At 64.4% G+C, this 21,378-nt stretch carries 21 protein-coding genes and 1 tRNA gene; 12 read left to right on the top strand and 10 right to left on the bottom strand.

Annotated features, from left to right (window positions below; translation table 11 throughout):
• Positions 1–35 precede the first annotated feature (35 nt).
• Genes gltX through ACT6QU_RS04560 form a run of 3 tightly spaced genes read right to left on the bottom strand, consistent with a single transcriptional unit; the run spans position 36 to position 3,752 of the window.
• Entirely contained in the window at positions 36–1,409 is a 1,374-nt protein-coding gene (gene gltX, locus ACT6QU_RS04570; RefSeq protein WP_444562860.1) for a glutamate--tRNA ligase, read from the bottom strand.
• A 7-nt stretch (positions 1,410–1,416) separates the two neighbouring features.
• Positions 1,417–3,096, bottom strand: coding sequence for an NAD+ synthase (locus ACT6QU_RS04565; protein ID WP_444562859.1), 1,680 nt, complete (start codon positions 3,094–3,096; stop codon positions 1,417–1,419).
• A gap of 35 nt (positions 3,097–3,131) precedes the next feature.
• Positions 3,132–3,752: a hemerythrin domain-containing protein gene (locus tag ACT6QU_RS04560; protein ID WP_444562858.1), complete on the bottom strand. Its 621-nt coding sequence runs from the start codon at positions 3,750–3,752 to the stop codon at positions 3,132–3,134.
• A gap of 119 nt (positions 3,753–3,871) precedes the next feature.
• On the opposite strand from ACT6QU_RS04560, the gene ACT6QU_RS04555 reads away from it, so the two are divergent.
• Entirely contained in the window at positions 3,872–4,795 is a 924-nt protein-coding gene (locus tag ACT6QU_RS04555; RefSeq protein ID WP_444562857.1) for a lipid kinase, read from the top strand.
• 19 nt (positions 4,796–4,814) lie between these two features.
• On the opposite strand, the gene ACT6QU_RS04550 is transcribed toward ACT6QU_RS04555, so the two are convergent.
• The 4 genes from ACT6QU_RS04550 to rpiA form a co-directional block, all read right to left on the bottom strand.
• Positions 4,815–6,191 carry a class II 3-deoxy-7-phosphoheptulonate synthase gene (locus tag ACT6QU_RS04550; RefSeq protein ID WP_444562856.1) on the bottom strand — a complete coding sequence of 459 codons (1,377 nt, stop codon included), beginning with the start codon at positions 6,189–6,191 and terminating at the stop codon, positions 4,815–4,817.
• 114 nt (positions 6,192–6,305) lie between these two features.
• Positions 6,306–7,697 (bottom strand): glutathione-disulfide reductase, encoded by a 1,392-nt coding sequence (gene gor / locus ACT6QU_RS04545; protein ID WP_444562855.1) that lies wholly within the window; start codon positions 7,695–7,697, stop codon positions 6,306–6,308.
• A gap of 97 nt (positions 7,698–7,794) precedes the next feature.
• Positions 7,795–8,349 (bottom strand): DUF2059 domain-containing protein, encoded by a 555-nt coding sequence (locus ACT6QU_RS04540; RefSeq protein WP_444562854.1) that lies wholly within the window; start codon positions 8,347–8,349, stop codon positions 7,795–7,797.
• Between the two features lie 54 nt (positions 8,350–8,403).
• Positions 8,404–9,099, bottom strand: a complete 696-nt coding sequence (rpiA, locus tag ACT6QU_RS04535; RefSeq protein WP_444562853.1) for a ribose-5-phosphate isomerase RpiA — start codon at positions 9,097–9,099, stop codon at positions 8,404–8,406.
• Between the two features lie 126 nt (positions 9,100–9,225).
• Between rpiA and ACT6QU_RS04530 the strand changes: the two genes are divergently transcribed.
• Positions 9,226–9,927 carry an HAD family hydrolase gene (locus tag ACT6QU_RS04530; RefSeq protein ID WP_444562852.1) on the top strand — a complete coding sequence of 234 codons (702 nt, stop codon included), beginning with the start codon at positions 9,226–9,228 and terminating at the stop codon, positions 9,925–9,927.
• Positions 9,928–10,000: 73 nt separating this feature from the next.
• Positions 10,001–10,075: transfer RNA gene (locus ACT6QU_RS04525), tRNA-Val, on the top strand.
• Between the two features lie 127 nt (positions 10,076–10,202).
• On the opposite strand, the gene ACT6QU_RS04520 is transcribed toward ACT6QU_RS04525, so the two are convergent.
• A complete protein-coding gene (locus ACT6QU_RS04520; RefSeq protein ID WP_444562851.1) occupies positions 10,203–12,287 on the bottom strand; it encodes a L,D-transpeptidase family protein in 2,085 nt (694 codons plus the stop codon).
• A 291-nt stretch (positions 12,288–12,578) separates the two neighbouring features.
• Between ACT6QU_RS04520 and ACT6QU_RS04515 the strand changes: the two genes are divergently transcribed.
• From ACT6QU_RS04515 to ACT6QU_RS04505, 3 genes are all read left to right on the top strand, one after another.
• On the top strand, positions 12,579–14,198 hold the full coding sequence (locus ACT6QU_RS04515; RefSeq protein WP_444562850.1) for a fumarate hydratase: 1,620 nt from the start codon (positions 12,579–12,581) through the stop codon (positions 14,196–14,198).
• A 69-nt stretch (positions 14,199–14,267) separates the two neighbouring features.
• Entirely contained in the window at positions 14,268–14,666 is a 399-nt protein-coding gene (locus ACT6QU_RS04510; RefSeq protein ID WP_444562849.1) for a rhodanese-like domain-containing protein, read from the top strand.
• The gene (locus ACT6QU_RS04505; RefSeq protein ID WP_444562848.1) at positions 14,663–15,124 is read left to right on the top strand and encodes a MarR family winged helix-turn-helix transcriptional regulator; all 462 of its coding nucleotides are present in this window, start codon (positions 14,663–14,665) and stop codon (positions 15,122–15,124) included. Before ACT6QU_RS04510 ends, ACT6QU_RS04505 begins: the two co-directional genes overlap by 4 nt.
• On the opposite strand, the gene ACT6QU_RS04500 is transcribed toward ACT6QU_RS04505, so the two are convergent.
• Positions 15,121–15,471 (bottom strand): gamma-butyrobetaine hydroxylase-like domain-containing protein, encoded by a 351-nt coding sequence (locus tag ACT6QU_RS04500; RefSeq protein WP_444562847.1) that lies wholly within the window; start codon positions 15,469–15,471, stop codon positions 15,121–15,123. The genes ACT6QU_RS04505 and ACT6QU_RS04500 overlap by 4 nt on opposite strands.
• Before the next feature lie 109 nt (positions 15,472–15,580).
• Between ACT6QU_RS04500 and moaA the strand changes: the two genes are divergently transcribed.
• The 6 genes from moaA (at position 15,581) to ACT6QU_RS04470 (ending at position 20,875) form a co-directional block, all read left to right on the top strand.
• Positions 15,581–16,612 carry a GTP 3',8-cyclase MoaA gene (gene moaA / locus ACT6QU_RS04495; protein ID WP_444562846.1) on the top strand — a complete coding sequence of 344 codons (1,032 nt, stop codon included), beginning with the start codon at positions 15,581–15,583 and terminating at the stop codon, positions 16,610–16,612.
• A gap of 89 nt (positions 16,613–16,701) precedes the next feature.
• Positions 16,702–17,622: a DMT family transporter gene (locus tag ACT6QU_RS04490; RefSeq protein ID WP_444562845.1), complete on the top strand. Its 921-nt coding sequence runs from the start codon at positions 16,702–16,704 to the stop codon at positions 17,620–17,622.
• A gap of 66 nt (positions 17,623–17,688) precedes the next feature.
• Positions 17,689–18,903: a multidrug effflux MFS transporter gene (locus tag ACT6QU_RS04485; RefSeq protein WP_444562844.1), complete on the top strand. Its 1,215-nt coding sequence runs from the start codon at positions 17,689–17,691 to the stop codon at positions 18,901–18,903.
• Complete coding sequence (gene mobA, locus ACT6QU_RS04480) at positions 18,900–19,484, top strand: molybdenum cofactor guanylyltransferase MobA (protein ID WP_444562843.1); 585 nt, start codon at positions 18,900–18,902, stop codon at positions 19,482–19,484. Before ACT6QU_RS04485 ends, mobA begins: the two co-directional genes overlap by 4 nt.
• On the top strand, positions 19,481–19,984 hold the full coding sequence (gene mobB, locus ACT6QU_RS04475) for a molybdopterin-guanine dinucleotide biosynthesis protein B (RefSeq protein ID WP_444562842.1): 504 nt from the start codon (positions 19,481–19,483) through the stop codon (positions 19,982–19,984). The genes mobA and mobB overlap by 4 nt, the downstream gene beginning before the upstream one ends.
• 24 nt (positions 19,985–20,008) lie before the next feature.
• A complete protein-coding gene (locus tag ACT6QU_RS04470; RefSeq protein ID WP_444562841.1) occupies positions 20,009–20,875 on the top strand; it encodes an NAD(P)-dependent oxidoreductase in 867 nt (288 codons plus the stop codon).
• Here the strand turns inward: ACT6QU_RS04470 and ACT6QU_RS04465 are convergent, their stop codons facing one another.
• A complete protein-coding gene (locus ACT6QU_RS04465) occupies positions 20,876–21,373 on the bottom strand; it encodes an Lrp/AsnC family transcriptional regulator (RefSeq protein ID WP_024585800.1) in 498 nt (165 codons plus the stop codon). It lies immediately after the preceding gene.
• Positions 21,374–21,378: the final 5 nt, after the last annotated feature.

Below are 21,378 nucleotides of genomic sequence, written 5' to 3'. Positions count from 1 at the left end.
AGCCGAATTGCGTGACCTTGCCGACCAGCCGCCGGTCAGGGTCGTCGGGCCAAGCTTTCTTCCCGCCCCAGAAGCGGCAATAGATTTGCGAGCTCCGGGCCGGATTCCCGGCCGGTAAGCGCCAGCCGAAGCGGCATGAAGAGCGCCCTGCCCTTGCGGCCCGTCACCTGCTTGACGCGGTCGGTCCAGATTTTCCACGTCATCTGGCCCCACGGCTCGACCGGGAGTTCGGCAAAGGCCTGTTTCAAGAATTCACGGTCTTCGTCCGGCGCGGCATAGGAAGGCCGACCCTTCGGCGACAGGATCGCCCACCACTCATGCGCCTGTTCGAACCGGTCGAGATTGCCACGCAGGGCCAGCCAGAACGGCTCTGCCTTGTCGCCATCGATGCCGAGTTCGGCCAGCCGCGACTTAGCCGTCGCAAACGGCATGGCGTGCAGCACGTCGCGATTGAGCCCGTCGAGATCGGCCGGATCGAACTTGGCCGCCGATTTCGACGTCGCGGCCGGGTCGAATCGGTCGGCGAGTTCGTCAAGCGAGTGGACGGCCGCTACATTCTCCGACGTTCCGATCAGCACCGCCAGCGATGCGATCGCCAGCGGCTCGATGCCGGCTTCGCGAAGGCCCTTGATCGACAGCGACCCGGTGCGCTTCGACAGCCCTTCGCCCGTGCTCGTCGTCAGGAGATTGTGGTGGCCGAAGCCGGGCGGCACGCCGCCCAACGCCTTGAAGAGCGCGATCTGCGCGCCGGTGTTCGTGACGTGGTCGTCGCCGCGGATGACGTGCGTCACGCCCATCTCGATGTCGTCGGCGACCGAGGGAAGCGTGTAGAGATAAGTGCCGTCCTCGCGCACCAGCACCGGATCGGACATCGAAGCGAGATCGACAGTCTGCGGCCCGCGCACGACGTCGTCCCAATGGACTTCGGTGCGATGCGGCGCGAACGGGTCGGCCTCGAAATTCGGTAGCAGGAAACGCCAGTGCGGCATGCGGCCTTCGGCCTCGATCGCCGCCTTCTCATCCGCCGTCAGCTTCAGCGCCTCGCGGCCATAGACCGGCGGCAGGCGCCGCGTCAGGCGCAGCTTGCGCTTGCGCTCCAGCTCGTCCGCCGTCTCGTAGCAGGGATAGAGCAGGCCCTTCGCCTTCAACGTCTCGACGGCCGCGTCATAGGTCGCGAAGCGGGCCGACTGGTGCACCGTCACGTCGGGCTTGATGCCGAGCCAGAAGAGGTCCTTCTGAATCTGGTCGGCATATTCCTGCTTCGACCGCGCCACGTCCGTGTCGTCGAACCGAAGGATGAACCGGCCCTCGGCCTTTCGGGCGAAGAGCCAGTTGAACAGCGCCGTGCGCGTATTGCCGATATGGATATGGCCGGTCGGCGACGGCGCAAAGCGGACGGTGACGGTCATTTCGTGCTCAGCTCCGGTCGCGAAAGCGGTTGGTGATCGGGTAGCGCCGGTCGCGCCCGAAATTCTTTTTCGTGATCTTCACGCCCGGCGCGGCCTGCCGCCGCTTGTATTCGGCGACGTAGAGCAGATGCTCGACCCGGTGGACGAGTTCGCGGTCATGTCCGCGCGCCACGATCTCATCGACGCCCATCTCGTTTTCGACGAGGCATTCGAGAATGTCGTCGAGCACCGGATAGGGCGGCAGCGAATCCTGGTCGGTCTGGTCGGGTCGAAGCTCGGCGGAGGGCGCCTTGTCGATGATGTTCTGCGGGATGACCTCGCCCGAGGGTCCAAGCGCGCCGGGTGGGACGGTGGTGTTGCGCCACGCCGACAGGCCGTAGACCTGCATCTTGTAGAGGTCCTTGATCGGATTGAAGCCGCCATTCATGTCGCCATAGAGCGTCGCGTAGCCGACCGACATTTCCGACTTGTTTCCGGTCGTCACGACCATTGCGCCGAACTTGTTGGAGACCGCCATCAGGATCACGCCGCGCGCGCGGCTCTGCAAGTTTTCCTCGGTGATCCCCTCTTCCGTGCCCTCGAAGAGCTGGCCGAGCGCATTGGAAAACCCTTCGACCGGCTCAGTGATGGCTACGATATCGTAGCGGCAGCCGAGCGCGCGGGCGCAGTCCTCGGCGTCCTTCAGCGAATCCTTCGACGTGTAGCGGTAGGGCATCATGATCGTGCGCACACGCTCCTCGCCGAGCGCATCGACGGCGAGCGCGGCGCAGATCGCCGAATCGATACCGCCCGAAAGGCCGAGCACCACGGTCTTGAAGCCGTTCTTGTTCACATAGTCGCGCAGGCCCAGCATGCAGGCGCGATAGTCCGCCTCCTGCGCCTCGGGCAGAATCGCGCGCGGACCTTCGGTGCAGGCCCAGACATCGTCTTCGCCGCGTCGCCACGTCGTGACGGCCAGCGTTTCCTCAAAGGGGCTCATCTGGAAGGCGAGCGACTTGTCGGCGTTGATGGCGAAGGAGGCGCCGTCGAAGATCAGCTCATCCTGCCCGCCGAGCTGGTTGGCGTAGATCAGCGGCAGGCCGCTTTCGATCACTTCGCGGATCACGACCTGCTGGCGCACGTCGGATTTGCCGCGATAATAGGGCGAGCCGTTCGGCACGAGCAGCAATTCGGCGCCGGCCTCGGCCAGCGTCTCGCAGACGCCGAGCTCGCCCCAGATGTCCTCGCAGATCGGAATGCCGAGCCGCACGCCGCGGAAATTGACCGGCCCCGGCATGTCGGGACCGGGCTGAAACACGCGCTTTTCGTCGAATTCGCCATAGTTCGGCAGGTCGAGCTTGTAGCGTTCGGCGACCACCTTGCCCTTGTCGGCGACGACGATGGCATTGTGCAGCCCGCTCTTGCGGGCGAGCGGCGTGCCGATGACGATGCCCGGGCCCCCGTCCGCCGTATCCGCGACGAGGTCGCCAACCGCCTTCTCGCAGGCGGCGACGAAGGCGCGCTTCAGGACGAGATCCTCCGGCGGATAGCCGGCGATGAAGAGTTCGGTGAAAAGGACGAGGTCTGCGCCCTGCCGCGCCGCATCGGCCCGCGCCTCGCGGGCTTTCACGAGGTTGCCGGCAATGTCGCCGACCGTCGGGTTCAACTGCGCGATCGCGATGCGGAGAATGTCGGGCGTTTCACTCATGCCGTTCGTCTAGCGCGGCCTTTGCACAGGCGCAATCAGTAGCCGCCGAGTTCCCGGTCGCCCTTTTCGAGGATCAGCGGAATGATCAGATCTTCCTCGTCGTCGAGATGGCGGGCAAGCATGGCGACGAGCCGCGCATTTTGATCGGCATAGGCATCGGCCGCATAGCGCTGGGCGTCGGCGTCTCCGGTCAGTGCCTGGAGAAAAGCGTTGGCCGTCTGCGCGTTCATTTGTAGCGCGTCGTGGATCAGGTGATGATCGGCATCGAGGATGTCGAAGCCGCGCTTCAGCCGCGTCTCGACCCGCGCGAAGATCGGAAAATAGTGCTGGTCCTCGATATTGTGATGGCCGTCGAGCTGACCGAGGAAGAAGTTCAGACGCGGCGCGAAGAACCGGGCGAATCCGGGCGCGTCGGTTCTGCCCTCGCGATAATCGGCGATCGAGCCCGTCAGTGTCCCGCCCAGTTCGCGGAACATGTCGTGCCGCTGCAGCCACATCGACGCCATGCCGTGGACGTTGCGATGTCCGGTCCAGCTATCGCGCGGATATTTCTCGACGAGAAAGCGCAGGTCCTCCGGCAGGCCGGTTCGGCTCTCGAGGTTCGGCAGGTGGTCGTTTTCGTCCATGATGCGCTCCTTGGCCGCGCAGATAGGCATGCCGCGCCTCTTGCGCCAAGAGAGACTGATTGTTCAGTCGCCGTCAGCGAAAAGCTCGCAATGGCAAATGACAGTTCCTATCTGGCGAAGGCTTCCCGAACCGGAGAAGGAACTCCTCCTTGCAAACGACCAAGCGCGCCCTTTTCCTCGTCAATCCGAATGCGCGCCGCGGGCGCGAGCCTGTCGAGCCAGTCCTGGAAAGGCTGAAAGTCGGCGGGCTCGACGTGATGGTCGAGCCTTTCGAGGCGCTGCCCGAGATCGCGCGCGACGTCGTGCGATTGCGCGAACGGGCCGATCTCGTCATCGTCTGCGGTGGTGACGGGACGGTCTCGTCGGCGGCGGTGGCGGTGATGGAGTCCGGCCTGCCGATGGGCATCATGCCGATGGGAACGGCCAACGACCTCGCCCGCACGCTCAACATCCCGATGGACCTAGTGGAAGCGGCGGGCGTCATCGCCGACGGCCATGCGCGCAAGGTTGATGTCGGCACAGTCAACGGCCATGCCTTCTTCAACGTCGCCTCGATCGGCCTTTCCACCGAACTCGCCCAGAGCCTCGATCCACAGACGAAGAAGCGCTGGGGCCGGCTCGGCTATGCGATCGCGGCGAGCCGCGTGCTGACCAAGGTGCGCCCGTTCAAGGCGACGATCACCGAAAAGGGCGACACGATCCGCGTCTCGACCTACCAGATCGCAGTCGGCAATGGCCGGCACTACGGCGGCGGCAATGTCGTCGAGGAAACGGCCGAGATCGACGACGGCCATCTCGACCTCTACAGCCTCGAACTCTCAAATGTCTGGAAACTTGCGCTGATGATGCGCTCGTTCCGCTCGGGCCGCCACGGTGCCTGGAACGAGGTGCGCACGGCGCGTTGCGTCGAGTTCGACATCGAGACGGACCGGCCGCGACCGGTCAACACGGATGGCGAGATCGTCACGCAGACGCCGGCCCACTTCAAGGTGCACCCGGCGGCGATCAGCGTCTTTGCCCCGCCGGCAGCCGCTGGCGGGTCCGTCGGCTCAGGCAGCACGGTCGCCGCCTGAGGCACTACCTGCGCCGATTTCAGGCGTTGACGGCCTGGCGCGGTGCCTGGCCGTGCTTCTTCTTGGCCAGGAGCTCGCTCACCAGAAAGGCAAGTTCGAGTGCCTGATCGGCGTTGAGGCGCGGGTCACAATGTGTGTGGTAGCGATCCTGAAGGTCCTCGTCGCGGACGGCGCGGGCGCCGCCGGTGCATTCCGTGACGTTCTTGCCCGTCATCTCGATGTGGATGCCGCCGGCATGGGTGCCCTCGGCCGCGTGGACGTCGAAGAAGGTCTGGACCTCCTTCAGTATCCGGTCGAAAGGCCGCGTCTTGTAACCGGCAGCCGTGATCGTGTTACCGTGCATCGGGTCGCAGGACCAGACGACCTTGCGGCCTTCCTTCTCGACGGCGCGGATGAGCTTCGGCAGATGGTCGCCGACCGCTTCCGACCCGAAGCGCGCGATCAGCGTCAGGCGGCCTGCTTCATTTTCGGGATTGAGCAGGTCGATGAGTTTGATCAGCCCGTCCGGCGTCATCGACGGGCCGCATTTCAGGCCGAGCGGATTCTTGATGCCGCGGCAATATTCGACATGCGCATGGTCCGGCTGGCGCGTGCGGTCGCCGATCCAGATCATGTGGCCGGACGTCGCGTACCAGTCGCCCGAGGTGGAATCAACGCGCGTCATCGCTTCCTCGTAGCCGAGAAGCAGCGCCTCGTGGCTGGTGTAGAAGTCGGTTTCGCGCAGCGCCGCATGCGATTCGGACGTGATGCCGACAGCATTCATGAAATCGACCGTCTCGGTGATGCGGTTCGCCAGCGCCTTGTAGCGCTCGGACTGCGGGCTGTCCGACACGAAGCCGAGCATCCACTTGTGGACGTTCTCGAGGCTTGCATAGCCGCCCTGCGCGAAAGCGCGCAGCAGGTTCAGCGTGGCGGCCGACTGGCGGTACGCCATGCGCTGGCGCGCCGGGTTCGGCGTGCGCGCTTCCTCGTTGAATTCGATGCCGTTGATGATGTCGCCGCGATAGGAAGGCAGCGCCACGCCGTCCTTCGTCTCGGTATCGGACGAGCGCGGCTTGGCGAACTGGCCGGCGATGCGGCCGACCTTCACCACAGGCTGCGCGCCGCCGAAGGTCAGCACCACCGCCATCTGCAGGAAGACTCGGAAGAAGTCGCGGATGTTGTCGGCGCCGTGTTCGGCGAAGCTTTCGGCGCAGTCGCCGCCCTGAAGCATGAAGGCTTCGCCGGCCGAAACGGCGGCAAGCTGCTTCTTCAATTTGCGCGCCTCGCCTGCAAAAACGAGCGGCGGATAGCTGGCAAGCTGCTTTTCGGTCTCTGCAAGGGCGCCGAGATCCGGATAGGCAGGAACCTGCTGGATCGGCTTGTCACGCCAGGAATTCGGAGACCATTTCGTCATTGTCGCACCCGTTCAATATCGCCTGGGGGCCGGGAACGCACCCTGCCCGTGGCGGCGTCCTTACACTACGAGAGCGGTCGATTCTACACCCGCCTGACGGAAGGGGCGACCACTTCAGGCGATCAGTTCGCCGTTCTTCACGCGGTAGCTCGGCTGGTACATGGTGACGAGCTCTTCCGCCGCGGTCGGATGGACAGCCATCGTCGCGTCGAAATCTTCCTTCGTCAGCTTCGCCTTGACGGCGATGCCCAGCAATTGCGCCATCTCACCCGCATCGACGCCGAGCACATGCGCGCCGACGACACGGCGGCTGGCGGCATCGACGATCAGCTTCATCACCATCTTCTCCATGCGGCCCGACAGTGTATGTCGCATGGGGCGGAAGGTGGCCTTGTAGATTTCGAGCTCGCCGTACTTCTTCGCCGCATCTTCTTCCGAAAGGCCCACCGTGCCGAGTTCGGGCTGCGAAAAGACGGCGGTCGCCACCGCCTCGTGGTCAGGCTTCGTCGGCTTGCCGCGATAGACGGTATCGACGAAGCACATGGCCTCGTGGATCGCGACGGGCGTCAATTGCACGCGGTCGGTCACGTCGCCGACGGCATAGATGTTCTCGACATTGGTGCGCGAATAGTCGTCGACAATGATCTCGCCCTTCGGACCGGTCGTCACACCCGCTCTGTCGAGGCCGAGACCGGTCGTGTTGGGCTGGCGGCCGATGGCGAGCATCACCTGGTCGACCACCAGCGTGCGGTCGGCATTGGTGTGGGCATCGAGCCTGCCATCCGGGCGCTTCTCGATCTTCGTGAAGATCTCCTTGCACAGGACCTTGATGCCCTTGGCCTCCATCTCGACGTGAAGTGCGGTGCGCAAGTCTTTGTCGAAGCGTCCCAATATCTCCTTGCCACGATAGATCAGCGTCGTCTCGACGCCCAGGCCGTGAAAAATATTGGCGAACTCGACGCCGATATATCCGCCACCCGCGATGACGATCGCCTTCGGCAGCTCCTCCAGATGAAAGGCCTCGTCGGAGGTGATGCAGTGCTCGTGGCCGGGCAGCGCCGGATGAAGGCTCGGATGGCCGCCGGTCGCGATCAGGATCGTCTCGGCGGTGACCGTGCGCCCGTCCTTCTGAAGCCGGATCGTGTGGGCATCCTCCAGCACCGCGCGGCTTTCGATAATCGTCGCGCCGGCATTTTCGAGTCCCTTGCGGTAGAGCCCTTCCAGACGCGCGATCTCTTTGTCCTTGTTGTCGATCAGCGTCTTCCAGTCGAAAGAGCGCTCGCCGACCGTCCAGCCATAGCCGGCGGCGTCCTCGAAATGTTCGGGAAACTGCGAGGCGTAGACGAACAGCTTCTTCGGCACGCAGCCGCGGATGACGCAGGTGCCGCCGAAGCGGTATTCCTCGGCGATGGCCACGCGCTTGCCGAGCGATGCGGCGACGCGCCCTGCCCGCACGCCACCCGATCCGCCGCCGATCACGAAGAGATCATAGTCGTACTGGGTCATGCGGCGGCCTTTCTAGGTTTCGGGGCAAGACTTAAGACCGCATCGCCCAAAAGAAAAGCCCGGCACATGGCCGGGCTTTCGATGCGATGAAGATCGCTCAGTTGGACTGCGCGGGTGCCGGGGCAGCCCCCGGGGTCGCTTCGCCCTGCGGTTCTGCAACCTGGCCCTGCAGTTCGCCGGCCACGTCGCGCGCGAGGTCGCGGGCAATGCCCGACTGCCAGATATTCGCGGCCTGGAAGACCTGATTGGTCACTTCCGGGTGCGTCTCGATGAACTTCTGGCCGGTCGGAGACGAGTAGAATTCCGAGATCGTCGCCAGCTCTTCCTCCGAGAAGAACTGAGCGTAGGCGGCGGCGGCCTCGCGCTCCAGATCGCCGCGGCGAGCGGCCAGCGCAATCGCCTTTTCGTCGACCGTGCGCGAAATGAGGCTCACCTGGTCTGGGTTCTTCTGCGTCAGCTCGTTCTTCAGCGCCATCGCGGCCTGCGGCAGGATGTTGTCGAACTCATCCGTCATGCCGACCGCATCGACGGCGGCTCGCGCAGCGGCGAGATGGCTTTCGGACGGCTCCTGCGAAGCGGCCGGGCCCATGGCCGAACCGAGCGCGATGGCTGCACCGACGGCAAGCGCAATGCCCGCATATCTGAAATTCATGTTCAGTCTCCTCTTTGCCGGCGCGCCCGCGCCGCTCGTTCGTCCTGACGACGCCTATACGCCGTCGATCGTCTTCACGCCATCCGGTTCGGCGACCACGGCCAGATCGGCAAGGTTCAGGAACAGCCCGTGCTCCACGACGCCCGGGATCGCGTGAAGCGCATCCGAAAGTGCCAGTGGATCGGGAATACGGCCAAAAGATGCGTCGAGAATGACATGGCCGCCATCGGTGACGAAACGCTCGCCATTGCGCTCGCGGAGCACGATCGCACCCGACAGCCCGAGCCGGCTTGCCGCCGTCTCGATCGCCAGTCGCGTCGCGCCGAGGCCGAACGGATTGACCTCGACCGGCAGCGGAAACTTTCCGAGCGTTTCGACCACCTTCGACGAATCGGCGATCACGATCATCCGCTTCGAGGCGAAGGCCACGATCTTCTCGCGCAGGAGCGCCCCGCCGCCGCCCTTGACGAGCGACAGACCGGGGCCAATCTCGTCGGCGCCGTCGATGGTCAGGTCGAGCGCCGGTTCCTCGTCGAGCGTCGCGAGCGGCACGCCGAGATCGCGGCAGAGTTCCGCCGTGCGCTCGGATGTCGGTACGCCGATGATCCGCAGCCCCTCCGAAATCCGCACCGCGAGAAGCCGCACGAATTCCTCGGCGGTCGAGCCCGTCCCGATGCCGAGCTTCATGCCGTCTTCCACATGGGAAAGGGCGACCCGTGCCGCTTCGATCTTCAGCGCTCGCGCATCCATGTCCCGCTCCTTGGTTGGCAGACGCCGTTTAGCACCTTCATCCGTGCTGGCAAACCACCCTGGCCGCCTTGCGCGTGCCGCATGGCCAAGCTAGACCCGCCGCAACGGAAACCAACGGACGACCCGATGACCGCTCCCATCATTGTCTTCGACCTCGACGGCACCCTCGTCGACACCGCGCCCGACCTGATGGCGAGCCTGAATCATTGCTTGGCGCTCGACGGCATGACCGTCGCCGGCCCGGCCGAGTTCCGCCGCTTTGTCGGCATGGGCGGCAAGGTGATGATCGAGCGCGCCTATGCGGCGCAGCAGCGCGTCCTTTCCGACGAGCGCCTCAAGGACCTCCTCGACACGTTCATCGAACATTACGGCTCGAACATGCCCGGCGATTCGCAACCCTATGAGGGCGTCGTCGCCGCGCTCGATCGCTTTGACGACGCCGGATACCTGACGGCGATCTGCACCAACAAGTTCGAGCTGCATTCGACGCGGCTGATGCAGGGCCTCGGCTTGACCGAACGCTTCCGCGCCATCTGCGGACAGGACACGTTCGCGTTCCGCAAGCCTGACCCACGCCACCTGATCGAGACCATCGCGCGCGCTGGCGGCAATCCCGAACGCGCGATCATGGTCGGAGACTCCGAAACCGACATCAAGACGGCCAAGGCGGCGGGCATTCCCGTTGTCGCCGTCGACTTCGGCTACACGGACAAACACGTGCGCGAATTCGAGCCGTCGCACATCATTTCGCATTTCGACGAGTTGACGGTCGACCTTGCCGACCGGCTGATCGCAGCGGCAACCTCGCCGCGCGCCAAGACCGCTTGACGGACCCCGGCGGATGCTCCTATACGCGGGCCACGTTCGGTCCGCCGGACGACTTTGAGCGCCTGGCGCTCATGGGCGCGTAGCTCAGCGGGAGAGCATTCGCTTCACACGCGAAGGGTCACAGGTTCAATCCCTGTCGCGCCCACCATTTATTTCCATCGATCTCACGGCTAATTCGCTTCGCTCATGCCTCGATGGGGCGCGCTGCCCGCGCGACCCCCGGTCGGGCTTGCGAACCCCTACGGGTTCGAGACGGGTTGCCAGATCGAGCGCCGTCAGATCGACGGCGCCCTCGCCGCTTCGATGCGCTCCATCGCCTCGCGCGTCTTCAGGTCGCGATCGTAGACATCCGGATAGTAGCCCATTTTGCCGCCGGCTTCCGGCCATGCGGTGAAGTACGCGACGTAGACCGGCACCTTCTGATCCAGATTGTCACGGCCGTGCTGGCCGGCCAGGCGCGAGTCGACCTTGGCGCGATCCCAGCCGAGCACCGCCGCCGCCATGGCGCGCGGATCTTCGAGGCGCACGCAGCCATTCGACAGCGCGCGGTTGTCGCGGCTGAAGAGGTGCCGGTCGGGCGTGTCGTGCATGTAGATCGCGTGCTTGTTCGGGAACATGATCTTCAATTCGCCGAGCGCGTTGCTCGGGCCCGGCCGCTGGCGGACATTGTAAGGGATGTTGGCGCCGTAGCGCGTCCAGTTGATCGCCGAAGACGAGATCCGGCGGCCCTGCTGGTCCGTCACCTCGAAGCCGGACCGGTCGAGATAGGACGGGTCGGCGTAAAGCTTGGGCAGGTACTTGTTGACGATGATCGAGCGCGGCACGCCCCAATAGGGGTGGAACTCGACATAGGAAATCTCGTCCTGGAAGAAGTAGGTCTGCGTCGCCTTGGTGCCGACAACCGTTCGCATCGCCAGCTTCTCAGCCCCGCCCTCGACATAGCTCGCCATCGCTGAGGGCGCATTCAGAAACACGTAGCGGTCGCCGAAATCCGACGGCAGCCAGCGAAGCTGCTCCATCGCGAGCTTCACCTTCTCGATCCGCGCCGCCTTCGATTCGCCGGCGAACGCCGTGACCGTACGCGGGCCGATGATGCCGTCGACCTGCAAGCCGCGCTTTTCCTGCGCCGCCTTGATGACGGCGACCAGATCGTCCGAATAGATCTGGCTGGCGCGGTTGAGTTCGATCGCAGTCGCGTGCTGGGCAAGGAACGACTGGTCCGCTTCCTTCTCGATCACGGCGAGAATCTTCGGCAGCTCCGCGCTCGTCTGGCCCGGCCGGATGAACGTTCCCGGCGCGATGACGATGCTCTTTTCCTCGCTCGCGCGCAGTTCCTCGAGCTCGACCTGCATGGCCTTGTAGAATTCGTTCTGCGGGTGAAGCGCGCGCAGCGCATCGCGCGCATCGTCGCCATCGGCGAGCTTCGACAGCAGGCCGGCATAGTTCACCGTCTTCAACTCGAAATCGTGATAGCCGGAAATACGGTTCGGATCGACGCGGCCGGCATGAATGTCGCGTGCATAGCGCAGCATCCGCGCCGACAGCGCCATCTCGAAGCGCGCCAGCGCGGCTTCATCGTTGACGCGCGGCATCGACACCGCATAGTCGCCCGGGTTGAGGCCGTAATCGTCGGCGCCTGCCAGTTCGCGCACCACGTCGCGCGCGGCCGAACTGACACGCCCGCCCTCGGACCAGATCATCTGCGGGTGCTTCGAATAGTGCGCGACCACCGCATCGCCGATCGCCTGCTCGGCGTAGAATTCGAACGTCGCCAGGTCGTCGAGCGAATCGGCGATCGTTGCCTTGAGCGGTTCGGGCGAGCGCACCGCCTGTTTGCGAACGTCGATCTCGAGTTTCGGATTGGCACCGCCGATCGAGGGAACCTGCCTGCCGTCCTGCGCCGCCATCCGCCGGCGCGGCTCGCCACGCGCATCATTGCCTTCGAGCGCCTTTTCCACCGCTTCTTCGAGGCTTCCACCAGCAACGGTCACCGTCGGTGACGGCGCGGCCGAGGCCTGCGTCGTCGCGCCGACCGTTCCGTGATCGATACCGGTATTGACCAGCGCGGGATCGATCGAGATCGCAGCGAAATTCACTTTCGCGAGCATATCGGTCTTGTAGGTGAAGTATTGCGGGCCGGTGACGCGGGGCGCTTGTGGCGGTGCAGCGCGCTGAACCTGCTGCTGGACCGGGGCCTGCGGCTGCTGCTGGTATTGCGGTTCGACATAGCGGCGCGGCGGCTGGTTGAACAGGCGCTCGAAAAAGTTCTGCGCGGATGCACTCTCCACGCCGGTCAGGAGCGACGCCGCGAGCGCGGTGGAGGTCAGGGCCAGAGCCCGAAGGCGCATACGCTTGATCATGTCGTCCAATCCGTTCGAGAGTTCCAGTCGGGCGCCGCGTGGGCCGGCAAACACACAGAGCCCGACACTGGACCCGATATGGTTTCCAAATCGCAAACTCTCGCCCGCCGCGACCACGATGCTAAGGATGACGGTGCGTCGGGTTCAAGGCATGCGGCGCCGCCTTGGCCGGTTTTGTCGCGACCATTGCAGGAATACAACGCTCGCCCATCGCCCAAAGGCAGGCTTCAATCCAAGCCCGTTTCGCTTTAAGAGCCTGCCAACCTGTTTCTTTCCGGAGATCTTTCGCCGATGGCCGACTACGCAAGCGCCGAGCTTTTCCCCCTCGCAGCCGACGAAACGCCCTATCGCAAGCTGACCTCGGACCATGTGAGCGTCGACACCTTCCGCGGCCAGGACATCCTGACCGTCGATGCGGAAGGTCTGCGCCTTCTGTCGGAAACCGCCTTCGCGGACATCAACCATCTGCTTCGCCCCGGCCATCTGAAGCAGCTTGCATCGATTCTCGAAGACCCGGAAGCGACCGACAATGACCGCTTCGTCGCCTACGATCTCCTGAAGAATGCCAATATCGCGGCCGGCGGCGTCCTGCCGATGTGCCAGGACACAGGCACGGCGATCATCATGGGCAAGAAGGGCCGGCGCGTCTGGACCGAGGGCGGCGACGCCGATGCGCTCGGCCAGGGCGTGCTCGACGCCTATGAGAAGAAGAATCTGCGCTATTCGCAGCTCGCGCCGCTGTCGATGTTCGAGGAGAAGAACACCAAGAACAATTTGCCGGCACAGATCGACATCTATGAGGAAGGCGAGGACGCATACAAGTTCCTGTTCGTCGCCAAGGGCGGCGGATCGGCCAACAAGACCTTCCTCTACCAAGGCACGCCGTCGCTGATGACGCGCGACCGGCTGCTGGACTTCCTGAAGGAAAAGATCCTGACGCTCGGCACCGCCGCCTGCCCGCCCTATCACCTCGCCATCGTCATCGGCGGCACGTCCGCGGAGATGAACCTCAAGACCGTCAAGCTCGCCTCGACGCGCTATCTCGACGGCCTGCCCACCTCGGGCAGCGAGACCGGCCACGCCTTTCGCGACCTCGAAATGGAAGCCGAAGTCCACAGGATGACGCAGTCGATGGGTGTGGGCGCGCAGTTCGGCGGCAAGTATTTCTGCCACGACGTGCGCGTCATCCGCCTGCCCCGCCACGGCGCCTCGCTGCCGATCGGCCTCGGCGTGTCCTGCTCGGCGGACCGGCAGGCCAAGGGCAAGATCACGAAGGACGGCATTTTCCTCGAGGAGCTGGAGACCAACCCGGCCCGCTACATGCCCGACATCGATGAGGAGAAGCTGACCTCGCATGTGGTCAAAATCGACCTCAACCAGCCGATGAGCGAGATCCTGAAAATCCTCTCGGCCCAGCCCGTCAAGACGCGCGTGTCGCTCTCCGGTCCGATCATCGTCGCGCGCGACATCGCCCATGCGAAAATCCGCGAACGTCTCGAAGCCGGCGAGCCGATGCCGGACTATTTCAAGAACCACCCGATCTACTATGCCGGCCCGGCCAAGACCCCTGCCGGCTATGCCTCGGGCTCGTTCGGGCCGACGACGGCGGGTCGAATGGACAGCTACGTCGACCAGTTCCAGTCCTTCGGCGGCTCGATGGTCATGCTCGCCAAGGGCAACCGCTCGCGCCAGGTGCGCGAGGCCTGCGGCAGCCATGGCGGCTTTTATCTCGGCTCGATCGGCGGTCCCGCCGCGCGGCTGGCTCAGGACTGCATCAAGAAGGTGGAAGTCGTCGAGTATCCCGAACTCGGCATGGAGGCGATCTGGCGCATCGAGGTCGAGGATTTCCCGGCCTTCATCGTCATCGACGACAAGGGCAACGACTTCTTCAAGGAACTGAACCTCGGCTGACGAGGAGCGCGGGAGCGTCTTGCGCTGGCGCTTCCGCGCGGCCATCATCGGCAGGTCAGGAGGCCTGCCATGAAAAAGGGCTACAAGGCATTGCTCGAAGAAGCCAATGCCGAAATCGAGGCGATATCGCCAGTCGAGGCGCAGGAACTCGCCGCGCGCGACGACGTCGTGCTGGTCGATATCCGCGATCCGCGCGAACTCGACCGCGAGGGGCGCATCCCGCACACGCTGCATGCGCCGCGCGGCATGCTGGAGTTCTGGATCGATCCGGAAAGCCCCTATCACAAGCCGGTCTTCGCCAGCGGCAAGACCTTCGTCTTCTTCTGTGCTGGTGGCCTGCGCTCCGCGCTCGCCACCAAGACCGCGCAGGACATGGGGCTCTCGCGCGTCAAACACATCGAGGGCGGATTCGGCGCCTGGAAGGAAGCCGGGCTGCCCTATGATCCGCCCGCCGAGCGCAAGCCTTGACCGCAACGAAACCGACCGACGCGCCGCGCCTGCCCTGGGACAATCCCCGGTTCCGCAACTGGATCGCGGTCGTGCGAGCCGAGCGCGCCGTGGTGCGTGAACTCGCCAAGGCGATCGCGCCGCTGAAGATCGGCCAACTCGACGTTCTGATGAACCTCTACCGCCACCCCGGCCTGTCGCAGCACGATCTTGCGCGCCGGCTCCTCGTCGGTCGGTCGAACATCACGATGCTTCTGCCGCAGCTCGAAAGCCAGGGCCTGCTGCGCCGCGAACCGGACGAGCACGACCGCCGCGTCATGCGGCTCTACCTCACCGACGAGGGCGAGGCGCGGCTGATGAAGGCGATGGAAATCTACGCCGCCCTTCTCGACCGCGTCATGGCGCAATCGACGCCCGACCAGTGCGAGCGGCTCGGCGACCAGATGCGCCGCATCAGCGAGGCGTTGAAGGAAGACTAGTCGCGAGACAGGCCCTTCGCCGCCAGTTCGTCGACATAGGCCTGCCAGCGCGTGTCCTTCTCGTGGCCGAGTGTGTGCAGGTAGTCCCAGGTGAAGATGCCGGTGTCATGCCCGTCGTCGAAGACGATGCGCACGGCATAATTGCCGACCGGCTCCATCTTCGAGATGGCGACATTGCGCTTGCCCGGCACGGTCACCCGTTGTTCGGGCGAGTGGCCCTGCACTTCGGCGGACGGCGAGACGACGCGCAGAAACTCCGCTTCGAGCGGGATCGGCGCGTGATTGTCGAAGAGGATCGTCAGCAGCCGCCGATCCTTCGAGACGCGCAATTCCGATGGTGGCCGCATGTGAAACCTCTTCAATCTTTCCCACCCGAATGCCTCAATTCATCGTCATGCGCCATACTTTCGGCGCATCGGGCTTGCGCGCCGGGCAAAAGATCACGAAATTGACGGGATGGGCATCGAAGGCAATGGCATGAATTTCGGCGACACCAGCATGATCGACCCGTTCGGGCGCGCGATCTCCTATCTGCGCGTCTCGGTGACGGATCGCTGCGACTTCCGCTGCACCTATTGCATGGCGGAAGACATGACCTTCCTGCCAAAGCGCGATCTTCTCAGCCTCGAAGAACTCGACCGGCTCTGCACGGTCTTCATCGAAAAGGGCGTAAAAAAGCTGCGCCTGACAGGCGGCGAGCCGCTGGTGCGCAAGAACATCATGCACCTCGTCCGCGATCTCTCGCGCCACATCGAAAGCGGCGCGCTCGAGGAACTGACGCTGACCACCAACGGTTCGCAGCTCCAGCGCTTCGCGGCCGAGCTCGCCGAATGCGGCGTCAGGCGGATCAACGTCTCGCTCGATACGCTCGACCCGACGAAATTCAAGCAGATCACCCGCTGGGGCGACATCTCCAAGGTCATGGCCGGCATCGATGCCGCGCAGGCGGCGGGTCTGAAGATCAAGATCAACGCGGTCGCGCTCAAGGGCTTCAACGACCACGAAATCCCCGGCATGCTGCGCTGGGCGCATGGCCGCGGCATGGACATGACGGTCATCGAGACGATGCCGATGGGCGAGATCGACGAGGACCGGACGGATCAGTACCTGCCGTTGTCCCTTCTGCGCGCACAGCTCGAGCGCGAATTCACCTTTGCCGACATCCCGTACAAGACCGGCGGTCCCGCCCGCTATGTCGAGGTGGCGGAAACCGGCGGGCGGTTGGGCTTCATCACGCCGATGACCCACAATTTCTGCGAAAGCTGCAACCGCGTGCGCCTGACCTGCACCGGCACGCTCTATATGTGCCTTGGCCAGGACGACGCCGCCGATCTGAGAGCCGCGCTGCGCGCTTCCGAGGGAAACGAGCTTTTGTCCAACGCGATCGACGAAGCGATCGGCCGAAAGCCCAAGGGTCACGACTTCGTCATCGACCGCCGCACCAATCGGCCCTCCGTTTCGCGTCACATGAGCGTCACTGGCGGCTGATCTGGCGTAGACATTCGCGCCGCTGGTCCGTTGCGCCCGGCCACGCGGCATCCTAAGGCATCGTCGAGCCAACCGACGAGCCAGCATCCGTGAATCTTTCGCCAAACCTCCGCGCCGCCCTGTTCATGGCCATTTCGATGGCCGGGTTCACTCTCAATGATGCGCTGACGAAAACGGTCATCAGCGACATGCACGCCGCGCAGGTGATGGTGGTTCGCGGCACGTTCGCCACGATCATGATCGGCCTGCTCGCCTGGCATGGCGGCGTCCTGTCGTCGCTGTCGTCGCTCCGCCGCCCCCTCGTCGCCGTGCGGGCGGCCAGCGAGATCGGCAGCACGCTCTGTTTTCTCGCCGCGCTCGCGCAGATGCCGCTCGCCAATGTGTCGGCGATCCTGCAGGCGCTGCCTCTCGCCGTCACGATGGGCGCAGCGCTTTTCCTCAACGAACCAGTGGGCTGGCGGCGCTGGACGGCCATTCTCGTCGGTTTTGCCGGCGTCCTGATCATCGTCCGGCCCGGCTTCGAGGGCTTCAATTCCTATTCGCTCCTGGCGCTGCTCTGCGTCGCCTTCTGCGCCCTTCGCGATCTCGTGACGCGGCGCATCCCCCAGGAAATTCCCTCGCTGGCCGTATCGTTCGCTACCGCGCTCTTCGTCACCGTGATCGGAGGATTCCTCGTCGTGCCTTATGGCGGTTGGACCCCGTTGACCGTGACCAGCACCTCGATGCTGCTGGGTGCCGCCGTCCTTCTCATCATCGGCTACCAGTTCATCATCATGGCGATGCGCGCAGGGGACATCTCGTTCGTCGCACCCTTCCGCTATACGGCCCTGATCTGGGCGCTTCTGCTCGGCCTGCTCGTGTTCGGCGAAGTTCCCGATGCCGCGATGCTCGTCGGAGCGTCGATCGTCGTCGCGTCCGGCCTCTATACGCTCTACCGCGAGCGCCATGCGGGCAAGACGCAGCCGGTTGCCGACACGACGTCGCCTGCAATGGCGCCTGACGGCGTTTGAGAAGCTTGAAGCGAAGGCGGATGAGGCCTATTCACACGCCATGATTAACGTGTTCATTTCGACCCGATGACGATGCCCCTCGCCCACCGCGCGGCGACCCCACCGCACATCTTCACGCTGGTGATGGCAACGGCGTCGAGCGCGCTTGCGATGAACGTCTTCCTGCCATCCCTGCCAGCGATGGCGCGGCATTTCGATGCCGATTACTCGGTGGTGCAGTTGGCGGTCGCGCTCTATCTCGTCGCGACGGCCGTGCTTCAGCTCCTGATCGGTCCGGCGTCGGACCGGTTCGGGCGCCGCCCGGTCCTGCTTTCCTGTTTTGCAGTGTTCCTGTTTGGAACCCTTGCCGCCGTGTTCGCGCCGACGATCGAGATCCTGCTTGCCTGTCGCATCCTGCAGGCATTCTCGGCTGCTGGCATGGTTCTGTCGCGCGCGATCATCCGCGATACGGTCGGCCCGGACCAGGCCGCGAGCAAGATCGGCTACGTCACCATGGGCATGACGCTCGTCCCGATGATCGGACCGATCATCGGCGGCTTCCTCGACGAGATTTACGGCTGGCAGTCGACATTTCTGCTCACCCTCGCATTCGGCATGACGGCGTTCGCCATCATCTGGATCGATCTCGGCGAGACGAATCTGCGCCCGTCCGCCTCGCTTTTCGCGCAGGTGCGTTCCTATCCCGAACTGATCAAGTCGGAACGCTTCTGGGGCTACACGCTGACGGCGGCCTTCACGTCGGGCACGTTCTTCGCGTTCCTCGGCGGCGGCCCCTATGTCGCGAGCGAGATCTTCGGCCTGTCGCCCTCGCAATACGGCTTCTATTTCGGCTTCGTGTCGGTCGGCTACATGGTCGGCAATTTCCTGTCCGGGCGACTGTCGAGCCGCCTCGGCATCAACCGGATGCTCCTGACCGGCAACATCGTCGCGGCGACGGGCATGTCCGTGCCGCTGCTCCTCTATTTCGCCGGATATGTCTCGCCGGCATCGCTTTTCGTGCCCGTCATGTTCGTCGGGCTCGGCAACGGCATGACGCTGCCCAACGCCATGGCCGGGATCGTCAGCGTCCGCCCGCATATCGCCGGTTCGGCTTCCGGCCTCGGCGGAGCCATGCAGATCGGCGGCGGTGCGGGTCTTTCCATGCTCGCGGGCGCTCTTCTCGGCCCTGAAACCGGCCCGGCGCCGCTGCTTTGGGTCATGCTCGCATCGTCCTGCCTCGGCATCGTCGCGGCTCTCTACGTGCTCAACGTCGCCGCACGAAAAGGCGAGCTGACGCGATGAGCACGGCAGGCATCGTTCTGGCCGGCGGACGTTCCACACGCATGGGCGGCAGCGACAAGGCGATGACCGTTCTCGGCGGGCGCACGCTCCTTTCCCGGGCGGTCGAGCGCCTTGCACCGCAGGTCGATGCGCTTGCGGTCAGTTCCAACACGCTTGCGCCGGGCACGATCGACGCACCGGTCCTTGCCGACGCGGTCCAGACTTTCGAGGGCCCGCTCGCCGGCGTCCGTGCCGGGCTCGAATGGGCGAAGTCGCAGGGTCACACCGCACTCGCCAGCGTTGCCGTCGACAGCCCGTTCTTTCCCGGCGATCTCGTCGTATCCCTTGCGCACAGTGACCGCAGCCGCATAATCGTCGCCCGCTCGGCCGGCCGAAATCATCCCGTCTTCGCGCTCTGGCCGATCGCCGCCCTCGATCCGCTTGCCGCATTTCTCGAACGAGCGGAAACCCGCAAGGTCATGGCATTTCTCGAGGAATTTGTTTTCGATTCGGTCGAATTCGACGCCGAGCCTTTCGATCCGTTCTTCAACGTCAACACGCCCGAAGACCTTGCAGAAGCGGAGCGCTTGATCAGACCATGAGCCAGCGCGTCATCGGCATTACCGGCTGGAAGAATTCGGGCAAGACGACGCTGACCGAGCGGCTCGTGGCCGAGTTCGTCGCGCGCGGGCGCAAGGTTTCGACCATCAAGCACGCCCATCACGCCTTCGACATCGACCAGCCCGGCACCGACTCATTTCGCCACCGCGAAGCCGGCGCCGGCGAGGTCGCGATCGTTTCGGGCGATCGCTGGGCGCTGATGCACGAATTGCGCGGCGAGAGCCAACCGTCGCTGGACGACGTCCTTGCGCGTCTGTCGCCCTGCGACCTCGTCATCGTCGAAGGCTATAAGCGCGAGGGGCACCTCAAGATCGAGACGCGCCGGCGCGAAGCGAAGGACACGCGACCGCTTTCGGCCGACGATCCCAACATCGTCGCGGTCGCCAGCGACCACGCATTGCCGGAGGAAACCTTGCCCGTCTTCCCGATCGATGACATAGCGGCAATGGCAGATTTCATTACGTCCCGGCTGGGGCTTTGATCGACGACACAGGAGGAGAGCACGATGGCGAAGGTCGCATTTCTGGGTTTGGGCGTGATGGGATATCCCATGGCGGGCTATCTGAAGACCAAGGGCGGCCACGACGTCACCGTCTACAACCGCACCACCGCCAAGGCCGAGAAATGGGCTGCCGAGTTCTCCGGCAAGTCGGCCTCGACGCCGGCAGAAGCCGCCAAGGGCGCCGATTTCGTGTTCTCCTGCGTCGGCAATGACGACGATTTGCGCTCCGTCGCACTCGGCGCCGATGGCGCTTTCTCGTCAATGGCTTCTGGGTCGATCTTCATCGATAACACGACTGCGTCGGCCGAGGTCGCGCGCGAACTGGCGGCGCTGGCGAGCGATAAGGGCATCGGCTTCATCGACGCGCCCGTCTCAGGCGGCCAGGCGGGGGCCGAAAACGGCGTCCTCACCGTCATGTGTGGCGGCGACCAGGCGACTTACGACAAGGCAAAGCCCGTCATCGACGCCTATGCGCGGATGGTCGGGCTGATGGGTCCGGTCGGCGCTGGGCAGCTCACCAAGATGATCAACCAGATCTGCATCGCCGGGCTCGTCCAGGGCCTGTCGGAAGGCATCGCCTTCGGCCAGCGCGCCGGGCTCGACATCGAGAAGGTCGTCGACGTCATCTCCAAGGGCGCGGCCGGATCGTGGCAGATGGAAAATCGCTGGAAGACGATGCGCGACGGCAAGTTCGACTTCGGCTTCGCGGTCGACTGGATGCGCAAGGATCTCGGCATCTGCCTCGAGGAAGCCGACCGCAATGGCGCTCAGCTTCCAGTCACCGCGCTCATCGACCAGTTCTACAAGGACGTACAGGGCAAGGGCGGCAAGCGCTGGGACACGTCGTCCCTGATCTCTCGCCTTTCCTGATCAAGCGGCGTTGCTGGACGAACCGCTCTCCTTGTCGAGCACCATGTAGTCGAGCGGCATTTCCGTCGTGTACTTGATCTGCTCCATGGCGAAGGACGAGGACACGTCGCGGATTTCGATCTTGGCGATCAGGCGCTTGTAGAAGGCGTCATAGGCGGCGATGTCGGGCACGACGACGCGCAGGAGATAGTCGATGTCGCCGCTCATCCGGTAGAATTCGATGACCTCCGGAAACTCCTGAATGACCTCCGAGAACCGGCGCAGCCATTCGTGGCTGTGCGAGTTTGTGCGGATCGACACGAACACGGTCACCCGCGCATTGATCTTCACCGGATCGAGCAGCGCCACCCGCTTGCGGATGACGCCTTCCTCCTCGAGCTTCTGGATGCGCCGCCAGCATGGCGTCGTCGACAGCCCCACCTTCTTGGCGACGTCGGCCACGGCCAGCGTGGAATCTTCCTGCAGCAGACGCAGGATCTTGCGGTCGAGACGGTCCATATGAG

Origin of the sequence: Aliihoeflea sp. (assembly GCF_052435475.1) — a bacterium.
Taxonomy (GTDB): Bacteria; Pseudomonadota; Alphaproteobacteria; order Rhizobiales; family Rhizobiaceae; genus Aliihoeflea.
The sequence above is the reverse complement of the archived record's forward strand: the minus strand, read 5'-3'. Positions and strand labels throughout refer to the sequence as shown.